25 protein-coding genes and 2 pseudogenes are annotated in these 19,233 nt (G+C 50.4%); 2 read left to right on the plus strand and 25 right to left on the minus strand.

Annotation, left to right across the window (positions count from 1 at the left end):
• Nucleotides 1-62: 62 nt before the first annotated feature.
• From lysM to BN1044_RS16130, 15 genes and pseudogenes are all read right to left on the minus strand, one after another.
• A complete protein-coding gene (lysM, locus tag BN1044_RS16060) occupies nucleotides 63-500 on the minus strand; it encodes a peptidoglycan-binding protein LysM (RefSeq protein WP_072309538.1) in 438 nt (145 codons plus the stop codon).
• A 557-nt stretch (nucleotides 501-1,057) separates the two neighbouring features.
• Nucleotides 1,058-1,276, minus strand: coding sequence for a DNA-binding transcriptional regulator (locus tag BN1044_RS16065; protein WP_072309539.1), 219 nt, complete (start codon nucleotides 1,274-1,276; stop codon nucleotides 1,058-1,060).
• A gap of 83 nt (nucleotides 1,277-1,359) precedes the next feature.
• Nucleotides 1,360-2,523, minus strand: a pseudogene (locus BN1044_RS16070) (phage late control D family protein); the annotation flags it as partial.
• Complete coding sequence (locus tag BN1044_RS16075; protein WP_072309540.1) at nucleotides 2,520-3,005, minus strand: phage tail protein; 486 nt, start codon at nucleotides 3,003-3,005, stop codon at nucleotides 2,520-2,522. The pseudogene BN1044_RS16070 and the gene BN1044_RS16075, both read right to left, overlap by 4 nt.
• Before the next feature lie 12 nt (nucleotides 3,006-3,017).
• Nucleotides 3,018-5,462, minus strand: a complete 2,445-nt coding sequence (locus tag BN1044_RS16080) for a phage tail tape measure protein (protein WP_072309541.1) — start codon at nucleotides 5,460-5,462, stop codon at nucleotides 3,018-3,020.
• The gene (locus BN1044_RS16085; RefSeq protein WP_071842598.1) at nucleotides 5,452-5,574 is read right to left on the minus strand and encodes a GpE family phage tail protein; all 123 of its coding nucleotides are present in this window, start codon (nucleotides 5,572-5,574) and stop codon (nucleotides 5,452-5,454) included. Before BN1044_RS16085 ends, BN1044_RS16080 begins: the two co-directional genes overlap by 11 nt.
• A gap of 32 nt (nucleotides 5,575-5,606) precedes the next feature.
• Nucleotides 5,607-5,915, minus strand: a complete 309-nt coding sequence (locus BN1044_RS16090; RefSeq protein WP_072309542.1) for a phage tail assembly protein — start codon at nucleotides 5,913-5,915, stop codon at nucleotides 5,607-5,609.
• 60 nt (nucleotides 5,916-5,975) lie between these two features.
• Nucleotides 5,976-6,494: a phage major tail tube protein gene (locus tag BN1044_RS16095; protein WP_072309543.1), complete on the minus strand. Its 519-nt coding sequence runs from the start codon at nucleotides 6,492-6,494 to the stop codon at nucleotides 5,976-5,978.
• Nucleotides 6,495-6,507: 13 nt separating this feature from the next.
• Nucleotides 6,508-7,695 (minus strand): phage tail sheath protein, encoded by a 1,188-nt coding sequence (locus tag BN1044_RS16100; RefSeq protein WP_072309544.1) that lies wholly within the window; start codon nucleotides 7,693-7,695, stop codon nucleotides 6,508-6,510.
• A gap of 136 nt (nucleotides 7,696-7,831) precedes the next feature.
• A complete protein-coding gene (locus BN1044_RS16105; protein ID WP_072309545.1) occupies nucleotides 7,832-8,368 on the minus strand; it encodes a tail fiber assembly protein in 537 nt (178 codons plus the stop codon).
• A gap of 1 nt (nucleotide 8,369) precedes the next feature.
• Entirely contained in the window at nucleotides 8,370-10,103 is a 1,734-nt protein-coding gene (locus BN1044_RS16110) for a tail fiber protein (RefSeq protein WP_072309546.1), read from the minus strand.
• 4 nt (nucleotides 10,104-10,107) lie between these two features.
• Nucleotides 10,108-10,647, minus strand: coding sequence for a phage tail protein I (locus BN1044_RS16115; RefSeq protein ID WP_063587091.1), 540 nt, complete (start codon nucleotides 10,645-10,647; stop codon nucleotides 10,108-10,110).
• Nucleotides 10,640-11,548, minus strand: coding sequence for a baseplate assembly protein (locus BN1044_RS16120; RefSeq protein WP_072309547.1), 909 nt, complete (start codon nucleotides 11,546-11,548; stop codon nucleotides 10,640-10,642). The genes BN1044_RS16115 and BN1044_RS16120 overlap by 8 nt, the downstream gene beginning before the upstream one ends.
• A gap of 3 nt (nucleotides 11,549-11,551) precedes the next feature.
• Nucleotides 11,552-11,899 carry a GPW/gp25 family protein gene (locus BN1044_RS16125; protein WP_072309548.1) on the minus strand — a complete coding sequence of 116 codons (348 nt, stop codon included), beginning with the start codon at nucleotides 11,897-11,899 and terminating at the stop codon, nucleotides 11,552-11,554.
• Complete coding sequence (locus BN1044_RS16130; RefSeq protein ID WP_072309549.1) at nucleotides 11,896-12,534, minus strand: phage baseplate assembly protein V; 639 nt, start codon at nucleotides 12,532-12,534, stop codon at nucleotides 11,896-11,898. Before BN1044_RS16130 ends, BN1044_RS16125 begins: the two co-directional genes overlap by 4 nt.
• Before the next feature lie 285 nt (nucleotides 12,535-12,819).
• Between BN1044_RS16130 and BN1044_RS16135 the strand changes: the two genes are divergently transcribed.
• Together BN1044_RS16135 and BN1044_RS16140 are read left to right on the plus strand one after the other, a co-directional pair.
• Nucleotides 12,820-13,257 (plus strand): hypothetical protein, encoded by a 438-nt coding sequence (locus tag BN1044_RS16135; protein WP_072309550.1) that lies wholly within the window; start codon nucleotides 12,820-12,822, stop codon nucleotides 13,255-13,257.
• Between the two features lie 5 nt (nucleotides 13,258-13,262).
• Nucleotides 13,263-13,718: a TIR domain-containing protein gene (locus BN1044_RS16140; RefSeq protein ID WP_072309551.1), complete on the plus strand. Its 456-nt coding sequence runs from the start codon at nucleotides 13,263-13,265 to the stop codon at nucleotides 13,716-13,718.
• Nucleotides 13,719-14,248: 530 nt separating this feature from the next.
• On the opposite strand, the gene BN1044_RS16145 is transcribed toward BN1044_RS16140, so the two are convergent.
• The 10 genes and pseudogenes from BN1044_RS16145 to BN1044_RS16185 all read right to left on the minus strand — a co-directional run bounded on the left by BN1044_RS16145 (nucleotide 14,249) and on the right by BN1044_RS16185 (nucleotide 19,200).
• Nucleotides 14,249-14,884 (minus strand): HNH endonuclease, encoded by a 636-nt coding sequence (locus tag BN1044_RS16145; RefSeq protein WP_072309552.1) that lies wholly within the window; start codon nucleotides 14,882-14,884, stop codon nucleotides 14,249-14,251.
• On the minus strand, nucleotides 14,881-16,050 hold the full coding sequence (locus BN1044_RS16150) for an AAA family ATPase (protein ID WP_072309553.1): 1,170 nt from the start codon (nucleotides 16,048-16,050) through the stop codon (nucleotides 14,881-14,883). The genes BN1044_RS16145 and BN1044_RS16150 overlap by 4 nt, the downstream gene beginning before the upstream one ends.
• Nucleotides 16,051-16,263: 213 nt before the next feature.
• The gene (locus tag BN1044_RS16155; RefSeq protein ID WP_072309554.1) at nucleotides 16,264-16,713 is read right to left on the minus strand and encodes a phage virion morphogenesis protein; all 450 of its coding nucleotides are present in this window, start codon (nucleotides 16,711-16,713) and stop codon (nucleotides 16,264-16,266) included.
• Complete coding sequence (locus BN1044_RS16160; protein WP_072309555.1) at nucleotides 16,706-17,173, minus strand: phage tail protein; 468 nt, start codon at nucleotides 17,171-17,173, stop codon at nucleotides 16,706-16,708. Before BN1044_RS16160 ends, BN1044_RS16155 begins: the two co-directional genes overlap by 8 nt.
• Entirely contained in the window at nucleotides 17,160-17,426 is a 267-nt protein-coding gene (gene lysC, locus BN1044_RS23720) for an Rz1-like lysis system protein LysC (protein ID WP_217492953.1), read from the minus strand. The genes BN1044_RS16160 and lysC overlap by 14 nt, the downstream gene beginning before the upstream one ends.
• Nucleotides 17,347-17,694: pseudogene (gene lysB / locus BN1044_RS23940) on the minus strand (Rz-like lysis system protein LysB); the annotation flags it as partial. The gene lysC and the pseudogene lysB, both read right to left, overlap by 80 nt.
• Nucleotides 17,691-18,191 carry a glycoside hydrolase family 24 protein gene (locus BN1044_RS16170; RefSeq protein WP_072309557.1) on the minus strand — a complete coding sequence of 167 codons (501 nt, stop codon included), beginning with the start codon at nucleotides 18,189-18,191 and terminating at the stop codon, nucleotides 17,691-17,693. The gene BN1044_RS16170 and the pseudogene lysB, both read right to left, overlap by 4 nt.
• A complete protein-coding gene (locus BN1044_RS16175) occupies nucleotides 18,191-18,487 on the minus strand; it encodes a phage holin family protein (protein ID WP_072309558.1) in 297 nt (98 codons plus the stop codon). Before BN1044_RS16175 ends, BN1044_RS16170 begins: the two co-directional genes overlap by 1 nt.
• A 3-nt stretch (nucleotides 18,488-18,490) precedes the next feature.
• Nucleotides 18,491-18,694, minus strand: a complete 204-nt coding sequence (locus BN1044_RS16180) for a tail protein X (protein WP_072309559.1) — start codon at nucleotides 18,692-18,694, stop codon at nucleotides 18,491-18,493.
• Complete coding sequence (locus tag BN1044_RS16185; protein WP_072309560.1) at nucleotides 18,694-19,200, minus strand: head completion/stabilization protein; 507 nt, start codon at nucleotides 19,198-19,200, stop codon at nucleotides 18,694-18,696. Before BN1044_RS16185 ends, BN1044_RS16180 begins: the two co-directional genes overlap by 1 nt.
• Between the last annotated feature and the right edge of the window lie 33 nt (nucleotides 19,201-19,233).

The raw sequence follows: 19,233 nt of genomic DNA on the forward strand, positions 1-19,233 counted from the left end.
TCATGGATAACATGTGGCGCAAAAAAAAGCCGCATACGCGGCTTATAAACGCAATGGCCCAATTATTTTTGTGGAATAATGAGCATCTGCCCTGGATAAATTTTATCTGGATGCGACAGCATAGGTTTATTAGCTTCAAAAATGCGCATGTAGTCATTGGCGTTGCCATACTGCGCTTTAGCAATCGCGCTTAAAGTATCACCCGCTTTAACCGTATAGAAATGGCTCTCAATGCCAGACTGCGCAGCCGCTAGCTGATCGTCTACTTTGCTGATACCAGCAACGTTACCAATAGCAACCAAGATCTTCTCTTTCAGCTCCTGACTTACGCCCTCACCTGAAACCGTTGCCGTGCCATCATCCGCGACTTTTACGTCAACCTTATCTGCTCCTGGTAAACCAAGCTTATTGATATGCTCTTTGAGTTTATCATCATGATTCCCACTCACGGCATCCCAAAGTTTTTCTCCCGCGTCTTTAACGAAACTTAGCAAACCCATTTAGACCTCCAATAGCCTATGCTCAACCAAAATTGGCAAGCTCAATTGATATCGTTAATAAAATTAATCCTATTAAGCTTAGCAGAATATCTAAGATTATCGGTTTCCAGCGACCGCTCGATTTGTCATTTCTGCGTGCCAAAATTGTAAAGAGAATAATTACCCGCAATAACAACGGATTACTTCATCGTCTCAAACCATTTGCTCAGAGGGTGAACCCGATCACGCTTCAAGTTGATGCATCGCGTTATGGTACTAAAACCGCAGGTCATGAAGGAGTCAAATGAAGAAGTTGATTTCATTAGTGTTGGTTGTTGCTTCAAGCACAATGTCGGCCACCTCGATGGCTTACCCGGCGGAAACCCACCCAAATGGCGGGACGGGATAACACCTACTGGTGGCTCTATTCCAAACTCAATTTATCTCTAGAATCAAGGCCTCATTCGAGGCCTTGATTTTTTATATCAACACACTGAAATAAAAGGATTTATTTCAACCGATGTCCACACATCGACCACACTTCGAAAAAAAGCCCCGATATTCGGGGCTTTTCTGTTTTACATCCAGAGGGTTTGTTGTCCATTTCGCTCCGGGTGTGGCATCGCCGGGATAACCGTTCCCGGCAGCATGATCGAGCTTTCGAATGTTTCCATTGTCTTAAACGTATGACCGCAATTTATGTTCTGACACTGGTGATAACGCTCTTTTGTGGTGTCGGTTATATAGCGACTAGAACGGGCATGAGCGGCATTTTTACAAAGTGGACAATGAAACATTTTAATCACCTCAATGGCTAGATTTGATACGGTAATTTTAGGTGTTTTATCCTTTTAAAACAATTTATTATGAACATATATTCATCTTGTTTTTCTTCCTCATACTCAACGTTAGACAGCTTAACCTCAAGCTCTAGCGCCGTCGTGTAGCCGCTTTCTGTGAGGGTGTGGGTCACTTTAGTGATCGTCCACGCCTGTTGGTCTATGACGGCCTTAAACCCTTTCACTGTCACCGGCGTTTCTGGATATAAATCAGCGCGCCCCATGGCGAGATTGATAGAGAACTCCGCCACGCCGCGTTGCAGTTTGTCCCACTTGGATTGTGCGGCTCGCATTGCCTGTGCTTTAGTCGAGTAGATTGTCGTTATCGACAGCACGTTATCGGACTCACCGGCCAGATACTCACCCTGTTTTTCTTCTTGTGGTTTGGCCGCTTTAGGGTTCGCCTTGGGCGGTTTGGCTTTGGGGTGTTGCAAGGCACGCAGGTGCTTCGGCTTAGCTTTACGTTGTAGCTTCACCTTTTGCTTTTTCGGCTTAGGGTCTTTTGTATGCAACCAGCTTGCTGTCACGCCGGTGTAGGCGTTCCGGTCGGCAATCGCAAATTGGTGCCGGTCGCCGTCGCTGCGTTCAATAGTCATCATCGGGATAGGTTTGCCGCTGGCCGTCACACCGTTCCCCGCCTTGAGAAATAACAGTTTGCCCGCTTTGACTGACACCTCAGCACCGTTGCGCTCGGCCAGACGGGTGAGAAATTTAATATCGCTCTCCTGAGACTGGTCGATGTGAGGGATCGCAATTTCAGCAAAGCCTTTCGCCAGCACCGCATCGAGCTGGTTGCGCTCGGCTATTTGTTTCACTACTGCGCCGAGGGTGGTGTCGTGGTAAGACACCTCACGGCGGGAATTAAGTGACCCGCGAAAATCAGCGCTACGGGCGCGAATAGTCAGCGTGTCCGGCGCGCCTCGATGCTCGATTTCATCAACGGTAAACTGACCTTTACCAATTAGCGCCGAACCTTTCCAGCCGAGAAACAGTGACAGCACCGCGCCGCGAGCGGGCATAGCGAGTTGCCCGTCGCCGTCATCGAGCTCGATATCAAGCTGGTCAGCCTCAAAGCCGCGATTATCGGTCATCGTCAGTGACAACAGGCGATTGCTGAGGTTGTCGGTAATATCATCCCCGCCGAGGGTGAGCATAAACGCGGGCGTAATATCAGCACCGGCGGCGATAGGCATACTGGTCATCATGAAAATAACCCTCCGGCCATATCCTGCGCTTTCTGTGCCATCTCTCCCGCCTGACCGGCTAAGTCGTTGGCCTGTTGTTGCAGGTCGCCAAACATCGCCCCGAGCGATTCATCGACACGGGTTAGGGTCATGCTAAATTCAATTCGGCGAGCACTGCCGTCAGCAAAAAAGACGCTTTGTGTCTTCGTCATGCTGGCGACAACGTACATGCCATAGATTGCCCCATCGCCGCCAATCAGCGGCCACGCCTTGCCCAGCTCGGCCATGGTTTTCAAAGCCAGCATCGATAATGCGCCGCCGGTGATTTCAGGCAATAACACGCCGGATAACGTAATTTTATCTTCGCCAATACCGAGAAATTGATAGGCACCACGTTGACCAATGCGATTATTTGACGGCCAGCGATAATCGAGGCTTTGCTGTAACGATTGATAAGGCAATGTCTGGAGCTGAAACACAAACAGCCCGAGCGTTAACATCATAGTAAGGGCTCCTTAATCGGTGGTCATGCGCGAACGGCCAGCGGCGCGGCGTTGGCGGTCACGTTCTTCGAGCGCTTCGCGGATCATGTTTTTGGCATCCTCGCGGTTTTGACCCGGATGTGTTGGCACGGTGATCGCGTAATTGTTGGTGCTTTGGTCGGTGTAGTTTGAGCCGCCCGCTTTTACCGGGGCATAGCCGCCGGTGAGTATCCCGCCCGAGGGCGAATAGCCTCGACCGTTCGCGCCGGTGGCGTACTGATTAACCTTGCTAGCATTGGCATCGATATCGGCAGACTCTTTTTTCATTAAGCCCATTTTTTCTAACAGCCAATCGACCTTACTGCCTATCGCGTTAAATAGATTGAGCGGTGCCGTCAGCACACTCGCCAGCGCCTGACCAAATTCAACACCGGCATTTTTGCAGCTATCGAGGCTTTCTTTCGTTGACTTCACCGGTGCAATCAAATCCCCGAACCACTTCCAAGCGGCTTGGAGTTTTTGCCCTAATAAATCAAACACCGGCATTAATGGCGCAAACATCTCAGACACCGGCGCAAACGCAGCCTTTAGCCCTTCCACTACACCGCTAAAAAAGGCGCTGATAGGCTCCCAATATTTACGGATAAGCAGAGCACCGGCGACAATAGCCGCTGCAATACCGACAATCGGCCACGTCAGCGCACCGAGCACCGTCAAAATACCGCTACCGACGGCGGCAAAGACGGTACCGAGCAAACTGGCTCCGGCGATGATCGCATTAATCCCCATCACCACCGGCCACGCCACCAGACCTATCGCGCCAAGAACGCCAATGATAGCGACCGCACCACCGGCAATTTTCAAAAGGGTTTGGGACAGACCTTTGTTTTTCTGTATCCATTGGTCGAGCTTAAGCACGTATTTCGTCGCGGTTTGGGTAAGAGAGCGTAGCGCGCCCTCCTGTTGGTCAAACAGGTCGATCCCCACGGCCTCATAGGCTGATTGGAATTCTTTAAAATCCCCGCCGAGGTTGTCCTGCATCACCTTGACCAGTTCCTCGGTTTTGCCGTCCGAGGTTTGCAGCATTTTGGTCAGGTTATCGAGCTTACCCGATGAGGCGGCGGCCATTAGCACCGCCGCCGACGAGCTGGCTTCTTCGCCGAAAATGGTTTTCATATACTCGGCGCGCTGCGAGGTGCCGAGGTTATTTTTATCAAAGCCTTTTTGCATCTCTTTGAGGATGGAGAACAGCGGACGCATGTTGCCCTTGCGGTCGGCGGTTTTGACGCCGAGCTCGCCGAGCGCGTCATAGGCTTTACCGGTCGGCGCTTGTAAGCGCGTGATAACAGCACGGCTTCCCGTCCCCGCCATCGAGCCGGTGATTTTAGCGTCAGCCAGCGCACCCGCCATGGCGGCAGTTTCCTCGACGCTGATACCGGCGTTTTTGGCCACCGGCGCGGCGTAGGTCAGCGTGTCGCTGAGCCCCTCAAAGTCGGCGGCACTTTTGTTCATGGTGGCGGAGATAACATCTCCGATGTGCGCTACCTTGTCGTTGGTCAGCCCAAAGGCAGATTTTACCCCCATCAATAGCGTGGCGTTTTCTTCCATGCTGCGACGGTTCGCCAGTGACATATTGAGCGTGGTCGGCGTGGCGGCGAGAATGCCGTCTTTATCTGCGCCTGACTTAGCGATAATGATTTGCGCGGCGGCAGCGTCATCGGCTGAGGCGGCAGTAGTGTCGCCGAGCTGGCGCGCCTGTCCCCGTAGCGCCAACATATCCGCGCTCGATTTATCTAGACCGAGTACGGCCTGTAACTCCGAGTTTTTCTGTGCAAAGTCATAACCGGGCTTTAATACGGCAGCACCGGCCACAATGCCCGCCGTCGCCATACCCACACCAGCGGCACCGGCTCCGGCAAGATTACCGGCGAGCGCTTTACCGCTCTGATAGCGCTGATTAATCCGGCTTAGCTTGGCTTGTTGCTGGCTGTTACGTGCGAGGGCTTCACGCTGGCGGTTGAGGCTGGCGGTTGCTTCATTGACTGAGGCTTTCAGGCGCCGCTCATCGTTGGATAACGTGCGCGTATTGATACCCGCTTGCTGTAGTTCTTGGCGCTGGCGCTGTACGGATTGGCGTAGGCCATTATATTTTAGTTGTAGCTCAGAGGCGGCGCGCTTGGCTGACTCCATCACCTGCGCCTGTGCGCGTGTTGGCTTTTCAGTGGCTTTAAATTGGATAGCCAGCTCGGCGGCTTCTTGCTTGGCTTTCTTTAACGCTTGGCCGGTCACGGCGAGCTGGCCGCTCGTTTTGCGAAAACCTTCAACGCGTCCCGCTTGGGCGTTCAGTTCTTTGAGGGTTTTCTGCGTGTCGCGAATACTGCCAGACAGAGATTTGCTCTCTGTCTGGATCGCTTTAAACGGGCGGCTGGCTCGGTCGACGGCGTTGAGAAGCACCTGCAATTTTAGATTATTGCTCATCAGTGTTTCCGCTTCGTTGTAGCGCTTTGTCGCGCCAGAGGGCGAGCTCGGTCAGGCTCATGGGGTTAAGTTCTGAGGGCGGCCAGTGAAATATCACTGCGATATCCGCCATCAGGTCATCGACCGATAATTCGGCGGGAAAGTCTATTGAGCCGAATTCGGCGACAAAAAACCGATCACCTTACCGGCGAGCGCAATCATGTCGGGCAGTTCTAACTTGACCACGTCGCTCTCTAATAATGGCGGGTAGGTCATACGCGGCAGCACCTTAATCAGCGCGTCCACGTCAGAATTTGCCACCGCCGCTAGACTCACGCCGCGCAGGGTTCCCGCATTAGGTTTGGTGAGGGTCACTTGCTCGATAAGCAGATCGCCACGCTTAATCGGGTTTTCCAGCGTCACCAGATTGTCATTTTCAGGGGTGACGTGCTCAGTGATGTTTTTATCTCTCATAATCGTTCTCTTTAAAAAAGGGGATTAACCGGCCAATGTTGCACCTGACCGGCCATCAGATTACAGACCGATGTTTTTACGGTGCTGCGCTAAGCGGTCAACGCCGTTGACCTTCTCAATCATGTTGACGACGTCAATCTCGATGAGCTCTTTGCCGTCCACAATCAACTTGTAGTAGGTGCATTGGGTCGAGATTTTGGTCTCGGTGTTCTCGCCTTGCTTGTTGTCACCGCCGTCGATTTCTTTATGGCGGCCACGCAATACGATTTCTACACCGCTAATATCGCCGGTGTCGTCACGCTGGTAAGAGCCCGAAAAGCGCAGCGGCACATCAGAGGCACCCGGCACGGCGTACTGACTCCAGAGGTCATCATCGGGGAAACCACCGATAGTCCATTCCACGGACAGCGCGTCGTCATCGAGCCCCAAATCCACCGCCGCCGAGCCGTTCATCCCGCCGCCGCGGTAGTTCTCCAGCTTGCGGGTCAGTTTGGGCAACGTCACCGAGCTGACGACACCCATATAACTCAAGCCGTCGTTAAACAGGTTGAGGTATTTCAATTTGCGCGGTAAAGCCATAGCGGGTTAATCCTTAGCTGTTGGCGGTTGAGCCCAAGCTCACCAGATATTTATCGGTGATGCGTTGGCGTAAGGTGAGGTTTTCCAGCGGTGGCACCGGCGTATAGTCGTAATCGATGTAGAGTTTGCCCGCTTTCAGGCTCTCTTTATCGTTGGCGCTTTCGTCATACCAGCAATCCGCATCGATGATGTAACCGTTAGTTTTCAGCTCGCGGAATTTGGCCTTGATACCCTCGACAATGTCGCGAATAAGCGTGGCGGTCATTGGTTTATCTACCGCCCATTGATGCGCCTCGGCCATGGTATCGGCCAATACCTGCGCGGTGCGGGTGTAGTTCTCGAACATAAACAGCGGGTCGTCAGAACAACAGCGGTTGCCCCAAAAGCGGAAACCATCGGAGCGCACCAGCGTAGTAACACCGGCTTCGTTGAGTAAGTCAGCATCGGTGCCCGGTGCCTGTAAATCCCAAAATACCGAGGCACTGATACCGGTGACGCCGTTCACGCCGACGTTGGACAGGGTTTTATGCCAGCCGGTCTCTTGGTCAATCTTGGCGCGTAGACCTAATGCGCGCGCGGTTGCCCATGCCGTATTACTGGCGTTGGCGGTGATATCCCATGCCAAAAAGTCCGGCCAAATCAGCATCAGCTCGCGCTGGCTGAAATTGTCGCGGTACTTAATCGCATCCGACAGGGTTTTGCAGCCCCACGCGCTAATATAGCCAAAGGCGCGCAGCTGCTGGCAGATTGACGCCAACGCGACGGCCACCTCTTTAGTATCGAGACCCGGCACGCCTAAAATGCGCGGTTTGACGCCGGTGACGGCTTTCGCGGTAAGCAACGCTTTCAAGCCGATATATTGGCCGTTCTCATCCGCACCACCGATGATGTTGGAAATGGTCGCCGCTTGGATCGCTTCTTCGTCATCGCCTACGCCCTCGGCCACGCGCACTACGACGGTAACGGGTTTACACTGGTCGCCGATGGCCGCCAGCGCGGCGGCTAAGGTGCCTTTCGTTCCGGCTTTACCGGCAGCGGCCACCACGTCGGTAATCAGCACCGGCACATTGAGCGGGAACATTTTTTCATCTGCATCCGAGGCGGTGCAGACCATGCCAATAATGGCGGTTGAAACGGTGGAAATGACGCGGGTGCCGTCGTTAATTTCGAGCACCTGCACGCCATGTTTAAAATCGGGCATCGTGTTTGACTCCGTGAGAAAGTAGCAAGGCTATTGTGTTGTGCGTGGACGGGAACAGCGAGCAATGGCCGACGTTCGGGCGGTGAAACAACAGGCAAAAAAAACCCTCAAACGAGGGCGAGATAAACGGGGTAAATCAGGCGGGGAGAGGCGGCCATTCAATATCTTGGGCTTTGCTGGTATCAAGGCGGTTTAGCGAAACTCGGTATTTTTTCCACGCGATAAGTAGCGCGGCCTCTGCTTCTGTAGCAACACCAATATCAACAGCGTCCTGCAATGGGGCAATAGCCGTGGTAGCTTCGGCAAGCAAGCCGGCTTTATCTACCTCTGCTTGAGTGACTATTTCTTCATGCGTGTATATCCGCTTGATGACTTGTCCATCCTGATACATCCAGTTACCGGAGACATCAGCTCTCCGATTTGCTGTAATATCGAGTAGCTCAATTACACTCATACCTTCTGGATTAATTAATGAAACATCTTTTTCAATACAGCAAATAATCTCAGTATGGTCATATGCAATTTTTAATGTATCAGGTTGGAAGTTTTTTTGTTCTTCGTACCAGTTTTTGCCATCCTCTGACCATAACCACTTCACATCAAAGTCACGGGTAAGTTGATATTGCTCAACTGTTTTAGGGTTGCCTGCTTTAATATTCTTTAAATGCATCATGTTATGCCCTCCCTACGTTATACCACTGACCATTTATATATTTTTGAACAGGGGCATATACAGGGTATTCTCGGTCATCATCGAAGTTACCCCCAGTCAGTACATATCCCGCAGGCAGCGTACCACCTTCACCCCCCCATATAATTCCACTTTGGTTAGCTCCCATGCGAATGTCACGCACATAGCGAGCATCTGACTCGGCTTTGGAATAGGAACGGAGCATAGGCGCATATCCTGCGTCGCTCTGTGCTTTTGTGTAGTACCTAGTATCAAAGTTCGCGTAATTTGTTGGGATAATCTGCCCAGTGAATGACAGGATTGTCGTGTTCCAATAGCCGAACATTCGGCCATTGGCGTATAAATCCACCTGACCATCGACAGAACTACGCAAGCCTGAATCGCTGTCCCCAATAGTCAGAAAGCCGTTACCAACGCTACCCACTTGGATCTGGTTTTTAACTGTTAAATTACCATTCAAAATCCCGCCAACAATCGGCAATGCGCCTACATCGAGTGCGGTAGGTTTTTTTCCAGTATGATAAATTTCGAACCACTGATTCCATGTACCCGCATCACCATTGCGAGTTCTAAATGAAATACGATTTCCACCGGTAAGGTATGTCGCACTGACTTCAACGTTATATCCGCCTCCCAACCCTGAAAAGTCCAAAACAGAGCCTGAAAATCCCGGACTGTTTTTCGCACTCGGATAAACAAATGAGGTTGAGTTTTGCGGCGCATCATTAAAATCCGCACCATCACGAAATCGCTCATTTGAAAAACCTATTGCGGAAATATTTTTTCTGGCGGTGTTTTTATCTGCAAGATCGTCCAAGTTACTCGATTTACCTAGCCGCCCATTGGCATTATCGTTAGCTTTTTTAATAGCCTTTGGCGTCGCCGCTTGCGTTTCACTCTCGCTATTAGTGGCGCTGTTGAGCTGAACAATCCCTTTTTGTATCGTGCTCGCATCCTGCGCGGTGTATTTGCCGCTTGCCAAGTCATACGCGGTTTTAACCGCTTTCGGCGTAGCGGCTAATGTCTCACTGGGGCTATTGGTGGCACTGCTAAGCTGAACAATCCCTTTTTTAGCCGTGCTCGCATCCTGCGCGGTGTACTTGCCGTTTGCCAAATCATAGGCCGCTTTGACGGCTTTAGGGGTAGCCGCTAACGCCTCGCTTTCGCTATTGGTGGCGCTGCTCAGTTGGGTAAAACCTTTCTCTTTGAGCGTGGCGTCAGGATGGCGGCGCGATTGCTCATGCTCCAGCAATTTATCGTCAACGTATTCCTGTGTCGCAAGCACGGTCGAGCTATCAATCAGCAAATTCACCGTATCCATATCGCTGACAATCACCACCATGCGCAGGGTCTGCGCACGGCCTGAGCCCTCGGATAACAGCGGTTTGTAACTCTCGGCCATGTTACTGACCGCAATCAGCGCGCCGACTTCGTCATAGAGACCGAGCTCGCGCATCCAAAAGCCGCCAATCTCCGGCGGGATAACCAGCTCGGCCACCAGATAATTTTTATGCTTCGGGTCGACGATCACTTTATTGAGCGCGGCGCGGTGCTTCTCGGCAATCAGCTTGGTTTGTGCCGGGTCTGGCGTGGGCAGCGTGCCGCCACCGTCACCGACGGCCATTTGGGTGAGGTTGATTTTTGTCCCGCCAGCGGTCGCGGCGGCAATCTTGGCCGCGCCGATTTTGGTCAGTACCGCCTTATATTTTTGTGCCATCGGGTTAGCTCTCTAGGTCAGGGTAAACGGTAATAATGTCGCCGTCATACAGGGCGACGCCGGTGTAGGCATAACCGGCGATATCTTGAATAATATTGAGTCCGATGAGGTGGCGGCTGGCGGGCTTTGCATCCGCGATAAGTCGCTCCATCTCGAAATACATTTCCTCGGTGATGCCGCTTTCCAGTACGCCAATATCGAGCCGAAAGGTGCCGGGCGGGTCATTGGTCTCCCACCATTCATTGACGTTAATCACGTAGCCCAGCGGCTCAACCACGCGGCGTACGGCGCTAATGGTGCCTTTACGACTGTGGATGTAATACGCCGCCGCAATCACGTCACGCTTGGTTTCTTCCGGCCATGTAGCGTCCCAGCGGTCAACCGAGAACGCCCACGCCAGATAGGGCAACAGGTTGACTGGGCAGGTTTTCGGGTTCCAGAGCTGGCGCAGCGGTATCGGGGTTCGCTCTATTTCAGCACAGGCAATCGCGGCGGCCACCTCCAGCGGCGAGGAGCCCACCGGTAACAGGCGGTTATCACTCATCCGCGCCCCCAATGGTGATCGCATAATCAGAGCAATAGGACGCCTGAGTCTCATCGAGCACGATATCGGCCACCGGCTGCGCGAGCTCAACACGTTGCACACCCTCCACATGGAGCGCGGCATAGATGGCCGATTTACGAATGTCACGCCCTAGGCGGTGCTGAGCGGTGATGTAGGTTTTCAGCTTGGCCTCGGCGGCCTCGCGTACCGGCTCGACTTCGGGACCCGGATAGAGATAGAGCTCAGCTTCAATCTGATACGGCACAATCTCAGCACTTTGCACCGTCACACGGTCAGCGACGGGGCGCACGTCTTCGGCATTGAGTGCAAGGTTCACTATCTGGATCAATTCATCGCTCGCCGTGCCGTCTCCCTCACGCGAAAGCACCGAGACCGTCACGCACGCCGGTGTTGGGCTAATGACCGACACGTCAGCCACCCGACCGTCAGCACTGCGGCCATGGAATTGATACGCGCCCACTGAACCGGCTACGCTCAATCCCTCAAAAGCTTGCTGAATACGCACCCGAAAATCGTTGTCGGACTCCAGCACGGCGGCCAGAGGGGGAATGGCGGTGGTATCGGCGGGAGTAATAACCAGACGCTCAACGTTATAGTTCGCGCCGAGGTTATCCAGATCGCCGCCGGTGGCATAAGCCAGCATATTCGCGCGGGCGGCTTCGTTGACGCGTTGACGCCACATCACCTCGCGATAAGCGCTTTCTTCGAGCAACTTGGTGAGCGGTTCCGATTCGAGCTGTAATGTACGCGCCACCGCCTCGAGCTGGCTCTCGTCACACAGCGACAACAGCGTCGCCTTGCGCTCGGCTAAAATACTTTCGTAGTCCAGCACCTCAACCACATCGGGCGCGGGGAGCTGGCTCAAGTCAATGGTTGCCATGGATTAACTCACAGGTACGTTAAGGGAGAAGGTGCCGCCGGTGTCGGTCAGGGTGCCGGTGATATCAACCACCATCTCACCGTTAAACCGGTTATCGAACGTGATGGCCGTGAGCCTAACGCGGGGCTCCCACTTTAAAATCGCCATGTAACAGGCGGCCATAATTTGCAGGTTGAGCGCGGCGTTCTGCGGTTGGTCAATCAGCGCTGACAGGAGCGAACCATACTCACGACGCATGACCCGCGTGCCGACCGGCGTGATAAGAATATCGCGCACGCTTTGGCGAATATGCGCGAGGTCATCGAGCTGTTGGCCGTCGTCTCGGCTCATACCAATATAGCGAGCCGTCATTTCGTACCCTCCGTCCAAGAGCCACCACGCTCAACGCCGCCGTGACCATGGTCGTCAACTTGCACGCCGTTCGAGGTGAATTCGCCGGTGTGTTCTATGGTGCCGCTCATCGTGCCGCCTTTTTTCACCTCAATAGAGCCGGTGGTCAGCTTGTTGGTGCAAACCACTTCGGGGGTATCGAGGGTAATTTTTTCGCTGGCGGTCACAGTGACGGACGGGCAAGTCACCACCACCGACGCTGATGCACTCACATCCGCGCTTTTAATGCCGCTCACGGTGAGTTTGCCGGTATCGGGCTCGTACTCAATAACAGCGCCGTCAGGAAACTCGACGCGCCAACCATCGGCAGACGCTGACGGGGCGGGAAAGTCATCGCAGTAAATGCCAGTCAGGACAAAGGCGGTATCGAGCTCACCGCCAACGGCCAGCAATAACACCTGCTCCCCCACCGACGGAGCCCACCAGTCACGCGAACGGCCAGCGCGACGCGCCAGCCAGTTAATCCAACCGGTTTGTATTTCGCCGGTTTGGACGCGACACAGGGCTCCATCGGTATCGACTTCGGACACGACACCGGTGCGAATAAGATTGCGCAGTAGGCGCGAGATTTCGGATAGTTGGGATTGTGTGCTCATGGGGAAAGGATGCCGCTAGGGAGGGAACGTTGCAATGTTAGAGGGTATGGTGGGGGAGCAGACAACAGGTGTTACTATGAGCTGGTGCTACTAGCATCTTGGGTGCCAGCCTCAGTTACAAATATTTTTGTTTGATTTCTATCAAAATGGCAATAATATTGAGTCAGTAAACAATGTTTATTATTTGGGCGTTATAGATACGATTTTCATACTTTGATATCAATAATGCTAAGATAATTGCTGAAATAGAACAATATTATTGTTAATTTAGTCTGTGTGAAAATTATGAAAGAATATAAAAAAACATGTCAAGATGAGATAGATTGGGCGATAGTGAATCAACTTCATGAATCAACCCTACAAATAAGTAAGAGTTGTTTTGAGTTTAAGAAGATATGTGTTGGTCTGATAGGTGCTGTTCTTGCAGTACTGGTTAAGATTAGTGGCAATCAACTTAATAATTCCTACTTTTTTATTCCTCTTCTTGTATGCTGTGGCTTTTGGATTGCGGATTCTTCAGCATACTACTTTCAAAGAAGAAATCGAATTATCATGAACGAAAAGCTGGATGCAATTGCAGATAGAAACGCTATTGAAAATTATGAACCGGAGAGTTTATCAGTAAGTTTGTTAGGAGCTTTATTCAATTACTCAATGTCGCTGTACTACGCTTTAGCGATTAGTGGTTTTAGTGGATTGGCGTATATCTATTTTTGTAGGTAATTAGAATGAATATCTTCGTCAGCTATACAACAAGAGATCAGTATATTGATCGAGAGCTATTAGAAAGCGTGTTTGACATTGTTTCACATTATGGTCATTGTTACATAGATTTATTGCACAACGATACGAATGATAAACAGCGACATGTTGAACTAATGTTGTCCCAAGCTAAGTTGTTAATTTTAATTTCATCAACCTCAATAGGTAAATCAGAATGGGTTCAATGGGAGTTGGCTGAAGCTGGGAAACGTCATATTCCAATGCTTATAATTCAAGCAACACCTGATAGGAAAGAAACTTTGAGCAATTTGAGGTCTGGATTAGTTTCTGAGTTTCGTTTGCTATCAAAGACCATGGATATCAAATCTGAATGGCTAACATCAAAGTCAGGGCAGTCACTCAGCAAGGAATTCGCATCCCTCCCCCTCAACAACATGCCTATCCTCTACGCTAAACCCTAACAGAGGCCACGCATCGGATTTCACCTCACAGCTAAAGCGGTTTAGCTTATTGCTTCCCCCCGCTAATGCACCCGTACTATCCTTTGCTGCTGCCTCACAAACTCCACCGGCGCCGAATCCTGCGTGTCTTTGGCTTTCATATAGCGGTTGGGGCACAGCTTGGTAAATATGGTGCGTTTAATGCGACCTTGCCTCGGATCGATTGGGCTTTTCGGGCAGCATAGAAGCTAGTTGGTATGGCAGCGGCACAGGGCTTCATCGGTATCGGCTTCGGTCACGACACCGGTGCGGATAAAGTTGTGCAGTAGGCGCGAGATTTCGGATAGTTGGGATTGTATGCTCATGGGAAAAGGATGCCGCTAGGGAGGATTAGCGGCAATTTGTATACGTAGGACAGGGTATCAGACAACAGATCGTGACACCTACTTAATGGTAGCTTTAGGGATGGTCGCAAGCCGACGAGATAGTTCACTAAGTGTTAGAGTAAAGATCTCATATTTTAATAGGCTCATATTATTAGATACTTAAAGTTAGTTTGAGCCTAGCATTTGAGCTACAAGCTTTGAGTAATCCTCTGCAACCTCAAAACTTTTGGGTTCTTTTCTTATTGTTGCACCTTGAGCTTCATCAAATGTATTTACTTGTATTTCATCTAACTTGAAATAATTCTTTGTATACTCTCCCTTAAGACTGTCTCGCACGACCTGATAATAAATTATCTTTTTTTTATTTACTTGTTGTACAACATACAAAAGGTTATCATCCCAGTCATCAAGATTAGGATGAATAAAACTATAACATTCTGAATGGTAATAATCCTTATTATTCTTAAAAACATCAAAATCATCATTAATGAATGATATATCCTCTCCTTTTATTCTCATATTGCATCTTTTGCAAGAGACTGCCAAATTTCTCATCTCAAACATCTCTGATACAATTTTTGACTTTGGTATAACATGCTCAATATCAAGCACCATATTAAACTCACCGTCAGTATTCCTCGAGCAATAACAACAACACTCTGCTTGCTTTACACGCAAACTATTTTTAATTTTTCGCTTAATATCAAAAATTGATTTATCATCCCAGAATTTATGTCCATTTTTTATGGCATCTTTCATCAAGAGCATCTCATCCTGATCAAAAAAATCCCCATCCATCATTTAGCCTTTTTTTTGTTAGAAACGGTCTCTAGTAGAGCCTCGACACCAGAAATAAAATCTTGTTGGGCAGCATCTTTTGCCATTAGTTTAAAAACAGATAAACGCGTCCTCGCATCTGCATAATCAATCCTTCCATCAGTAAATGCATCAATAATATCCACACACCTATTGGAGAGAGCTCTATTTTTTGGGGTTAGCGTATCAAAATAATCAATATATAATTCTTCAGCATTATCATCATAAGAACTTACCCTTTCAAAACCAGATGATTTACGTTTATAAATTTCAACAAATGTACTCTCTGAAATCGAGGAAATTATTAGTGGTGAGTGGGTTGCAACAACGACTCGACACTTGTTGTAGCCAATCGCGCCTCTTAATAGATCGAAGTATTCATTTTGCCATCTAGGATGGAGACTATTTTCTGGCTCATCTATAAATATATAAGAGCTATCATTTGCGCAAAAAGCAACATGAACCAACAAAGCTATAAATGATAATTCACCAGAACTTGCTTGACTTAATGGAAATGAAACGCCATTCTTACTTAGGAATATATCAATGCCACTTATTATATTTGCTTTTTTTAAAACACCCTCAAATCTTAACAAAGTTAGATAAGAATCAAAATTACCTTCATAGAAGACATTACCATTATTTTCAAGCCACTCCAAGACACTAAGTCCATTAGTTAATTTATTCATGGCTTTATCAACTGCCATCATCAACTCATCAGGAATGTTTTGCGTACTACTATCAAAATAAACTGGATACGTCCGTCCATTTTTATCTAGTGAGTATCTAATTGCATCTTTGAACTTCCCTCTAAATTTAACTTTAATACCGATCTTTTCTTCATAGAGAATATGTTTTAAAACTGAAAAAACCCGACTTATTTTACCTTCATTCTTCGTTGAAAGAGTTCTTTTTATTGCCTTCGCAGGAAAATCCCGCCCCAACCTACTTCCAATATAATCATAATTTAAACTTCCCACATGAACTTTAAATTTATCAAATAACGTATTAGACACTGCAATGACATTACAACCTGAGTCATGCAGATTTTCCGCTAACTCATGAAGCAACCTACTTTTCCCACTCCCATTCTTCCCGACCAATATAAAATACTCTTTTGACGAATAAAAAAGATGGTTAACATCAAGCACATCATCACCTTATAAAATGGAATGCAAAATGCAATATTATATTCCAAGCCTACTAATTGCAACATGGAAAATATAGTAGCTCAAACGTTCCAGATTACAGCATCGACTCCTGCATAACATATTGGATGTATTAATTTACTTTCACTAATTATTAATGGATAACCACGCTAGACTAGAGAAGAGATTTCTTCAAATAGTACATAACCAATCAACTCACTTGATGATAAATGCAGTCACCACCTCCTCAACGATGTGCTTATCCCCTGCACTAAACCCCAACAGCGGGCGCGCATCATATTTCACCTCACGGCTAAAGCGGTTCGGCTTGTCGCTTAAACCCTCTTGGTGTATCCGCACCATGCGCTGAACCCGCCCGATAAACTCCACCACGGCGGCATCGCTTGATCCTTGGGCTTTCATAAAACGATTGGTGCGCAGCTTGGCGAACATCTGGCGCTTTACGCGGCCTCGTTTACCGCTGGCTGGTTGCGGCTTTCGGTTGGCATAGGGCGTACCGTCGGGCGCTTTCTGTTGCTTAATGTGCTGTTGCTGACTGGTGCGCAAGCGCTTCGCCACCTCGATCGCAATTTTGCGGCGCTGCACCGGCGTTAGGTTGCCAATCAGCCCCGCGAGCCGTTTCTCAAACTGTTTGAACTCATTCATCCCACGCACTCACCAACTCATCATTGACGTAAAGCTCGGTCGGGCGCTCAACCGGCTGCGGGATAGGTGGCTCGGCTAGATGCTTCACGTGAAGCGCCTTATCGACCTGTTTCACAATAACGCGCTCAGAAAGCCGCAGACTAAAACTTATATCGATGCTGTCGTGATTGTTCAGGTCAGCAAAATAGGTGAAGCCGTTCCGCTTACCCTCGTCGGTGGTCATGATATCCGGCTGATTTTCGCGTAACCATGCGTTAATCGGCACGATAAGCAAATCCAGATCGCCAGAATAATCGGTCACAATCACATTGAGCGTGTACAGATTCTCATGCGATAGCGTCGCGGCCAGCGTGGTCGCAATCGTCCCGTTATCTACAAACAGGCGCAGCATATCGGGATTTTTACGCAGCACTGGCGCGGCTTTCTCAAGCGCTTCGCGTAGGCTTTTAGGCTTTAACATTATGTGACTCCTGGCACTGTTTCACGGTTTCCACCTGTAGCGCACAGCTCACCAGTGCGCGCTCTAGTTGGCGGTTGTCTTCACTCAAATCGCCGTTAGTTTTCGGCAGGCTTTCCGGTATCGGGCAGCTCGTCATCTTCGGACAGCCAACGTAGATAAGCGTCGGGGGTGTCAAAGGCGGGACGGGTGTGCAACCTTGCAATGTCATCAGGCAAAGCAGACTGATACCAATCACGCAGCGCTTTATTTTCATTGAGTAACCTCGTTATTTTCTGGTCTTTGCCGGTGGCAACCTGCTGCGCGCGGTCGAGCTGCTGACGCAACGCAACCTGAGCGCGTTCACTGCGGTTAGCGTTATCGCGCACCACGTTGAGCTGATTGTTTAAGGTGGCAAGGCCATTTTTTTGCGTGGTGATGGTTTCCCTGGCGTCGCTGAGCGCTTGCCCAAGCTCGCGATTTTCACGCTTTAACCACCACAGGCCGACCACGGCCACTATCAGCAAGATAATCAGCATTTTCATTGGGCAAGCGTTCCCCCAGTGGCGTGATAGACCTCGACCAATTTGTCGAGCCGGTGCTCTCGCTGGCCGTAACCGGCACCCGCCAATGACGCCCAAATATTGCGGCACTTGTCGATCGCGAGCTCGATATCGCCGCGCTCGATATCCGCAAGGCTTCGCTGCTCGGTCAGCAATTGCACCGCGAGGCGGTCTTGTGACGACGGGCTAAAGTCAGGCAGTGAGAGCAACGTTTTATAGTGTGGCCAGTAGCGATAAAGCTGCTGATAACGCCCTGAGGCTGTCGAGCGCTCACCGCGTCGGTTGAAGGTTTTTGCGGGACGACCGTGCGCAAATGGGTGATCGCTGTAGTCGGTGAAAATCTCCGGCTTGCCATCGATACCCGTCACCACCACGTCATATCCCTGATTTCGGGTGAGTGGATGGGTCGCCGTTCCCTCAGAGAATGCCAACATATCGAGAAACGCGGCAACGTTGGGATGAACTTTAATCACGGCCATTATTTATCCCCTTTATCGGTTTTGTTTTCTTTGCCTAGGCGGCGCTGAATAAAGATTTCCACCACCTGATAACCGGCGATCCCCAGCATGGCGGCGATACCATAGATAGCTACTGGATTAATCTCGGGAAACTGCACCAGTACAACGCCTGATACCATGGAAACAAAGCCGCCGAGTAACATGCGGCCAATGAAAAGCCGAGGCGTGATGGGCTCCCCACCGGCGAGCACCTTACCCACGACAATCAGCGCGCCGGTAAGGAACAGCGTCACTACGGTCTTATCGGATTCGATCATGAATTAATCCCATAGGTTGAGAGTCTCCGCCGTGGTCGAGGACTCAGCGACCGGCAACTCGACAGCGGTGCCATGCGGTAGCACCGCACCCAATTCTGCAAGCCCCGGATTGACCGCGAGCACCGCCTCGACCACGCCCTCGGTGCGCCCGTAATGGCGATAGCACAGGGCGTCGAGGGTGTCCCCCTGTGAGGCGATAAAGCGCATTAGATTTGTCCAATGATGGATTTAGGCCGACCTTCTAAGCGACTCACCGCCCAGCGTGCATCGCGCCACAGCGTGTCCGCCGTGCTCTCGACGGTGTCGGCTTTCCGGTCACCTTTGGCACTGGCGTCATAGCCGCGATAACGCTCGTAGACGCTGGCACTGGCAAAGGCCGACACGGCGCGCAGGTAGTGAAAACACTTTTCGCTTTCGCCATCGATTTTCTCGGCTGGCACATCGATTAAGCGTTTATATCCGGCGGCGATGTTGCGCTCCCGAAAGCGGTGTAGTTCGGCATTGGTTTCAGCAATCCCCATGCGAATCGCTTCACGCAGCCGCTCAGGCGTAACCACATACTCAAGGCGCATGAGCTCACGAATGCGTACCGGGTCGATATCCGGCCAAAAGTAGGTGTTTTTAATCACCGGCTCACGCGGTTCAGGCGCAGGAATGACTATCCCTGATGCGTCGGTGTTCTCATCCGAGGCAGGAATGATGATTGTCGTCATGACAAATCCTTGTAATGGGTGGGCGGTGGACGC

It is taken from the genome of Hafnia alvei, assembly GCF_900095695.1.
GTDB lineage: Bacteria > Pseudomonadota > Gammaproteobacteria > Enterobacterales > Enterobacteriaceae > Hafnia > Hafnia alvei_B.

Bases quoted from the DNA above. Each gene is read 5' to 3' on its own strand.
- BN1044_RS16080 (WP_072309541.1), bottom strand. From the start codon at position 5,462: ATGAGCAATAATCTAAAATTGCAGGTGCTTCTCAACGCCGTCGACCGA.
- BN1044_RS16140 (WP_072309551.1), top strand. From the start codon at position 13,263: ATGAATATCTTCGTCAGCTATACAACAAGAGATCAGTATATTGATCGA.
- lysC (WP_217492953.1), bottom strand. From the start codon at position 17,426: ATGAAAATAAAGCGCTGCGTGATTGGTATCAGTCTGCTTTGCCTGATG.
- BN1044_RS16105 (WP_072309545.1), bottom strand. From the start codon at position 8,368: ATGATGCATTTAAAGAATATTAAAGCAGGCAACCCTAAAACAGTTGAG.
- BN1044_RS16170 (WP_072309557.1), bottom strand. From the start codon at position 18,191: ATGGCCGTGATTAAAGTTCATCCCAACGTTGCCGCGTTTCTCGATATG.
- BN1044_RS16175 (WP_072309558.1), bottom strand. From the start codon at position 18,487: ATGATCGAATCCGATAAGACCGTAGTGACGCTGTTCCTTACCGGCGCG.
- lysM (WP_072309538.1), bottom strand. From the start codon at position 500: ATGGGTTTGCTAAGTTTCGTTAAAGACGCGGGAGAAAAACTTTGGGAT.
- BN1044_RS16085 (WP_071842598.1), bottom strand. From the start codon at position 5,574: ATGGCGGATATCGCAGTGATATTTCACTGGCCGCCCTCAGAACTTAAC.
- BN1044_RS16180 (WP_072309559.1), bottom strand. From the start codon at position 18,694: ATGCGCTTTATCGCCTCACAGGGGGACACCCTCGACGCCCTGTGCTAT.
- BN1044_RS16120 (WP_072309547.1), bottom strand. From the start codon at position 11,548: ATGGCAACCATTGACTTGAGCCAGCTCCCCGCGCCCGATGTGGTTGAG.
- BN1044_RS16100 (WP_072309544.1), bottom strand. From the start codon at position 7,695: ATGCCCGATTTTAAACATGGCGTGCAGGTGCTCGAAATTAACGACGGC.
- BN1044_RS16075 (WP_072309540.1), bottom strand. From the start codon at position 3,005: ATGATGTTAACGCTCGGGCTGTTTGTGTTTCAGCTCCAGACATTGCCT.
- BN1044_RS16185 (WP_072309560.1), bottom strand. From the start codon at position 19,200: ATGACGACAATCATCATTCCTGCCTCGGATGAGAACACCGACGCATCA.
- BN1044_RS16115 (WP_063587091.1), bottom strand. From the start codon at position 10,647: ATGAGTGATAACCGCCTGTTACCGGTGGGCTCCTCGCCGCTGGAGGTG.
- BN1044_RS16125 (WP_072309548.1), bottom strand. From the start codon at position 11,899: ATGACGGCTCGCTATATTGGTATGAGCCGAGACGACGGCCAACAGCTC.
- BN1044_RS16090 (WP_072309542.1), bottom strand. From the start codon at position 5,915: ATGAGAGATAAAAACATCACTGAGCACGTCACCCCTGAAAATGACAAT.
- BN1044_RS16110 (WP_072309546.1), bottom strand. From the start codon at position 10,103: ATGGCACAAAAATATAAGGCGGTACTGACCAAAATCGGCGCGGCCAAG.
- BN1044_RS16130 (WP_072309549.1), bottom strand. From the start codon at position 12,534: ATGAGCACACAATCCCAACTATCCGAAATCTCGCGCCTACTGCGCAAT.
- BN1044_RS16155 (WP_072309554.1), bottom strand. From the start codon at position 16,713: ATGAATGAGTTCAAACAGTTTGAGAAACGGCTCGCGGGGCTGATTGGC.
- BN1044_RS16145 (WP_072309552.1), bottom strand. From the start codon at position 14,884: ATGATGGATGGGGATTTTTTTGATCAGGATGAGATGCTCTTGATGAAA.
- BN1044_RS16065 (WP_072309539.1), bottom strand. From the start codon at position 1,276: ATGTTTCATTGTCCACTTTGTAAAAATGCCGCTCATGCCCGTTCTAGT.
- BN1044_RS16135 (WP_072309550.1), top strand. From the start codon at position 12,820: ATGAAAGAATATAAAAAAACATGTCAAGATGAGATAGATTGGGCGATA.
- BN1044_RS16095 (WP_072309543.1), bottom strand. From the start codon at position 6,494: ATGGCTTTACCGCGCAAATTGAAATACCTCAACCTGTTTAACGACGGC.
- BN1044_RS16160 (WP_072309555.1), bottom strand. From the start codon at position 17,173: ATGTTAAAGCCTAAAAGCCTACGCGAAGCGCTTGAGAAAGCCGCGCCA.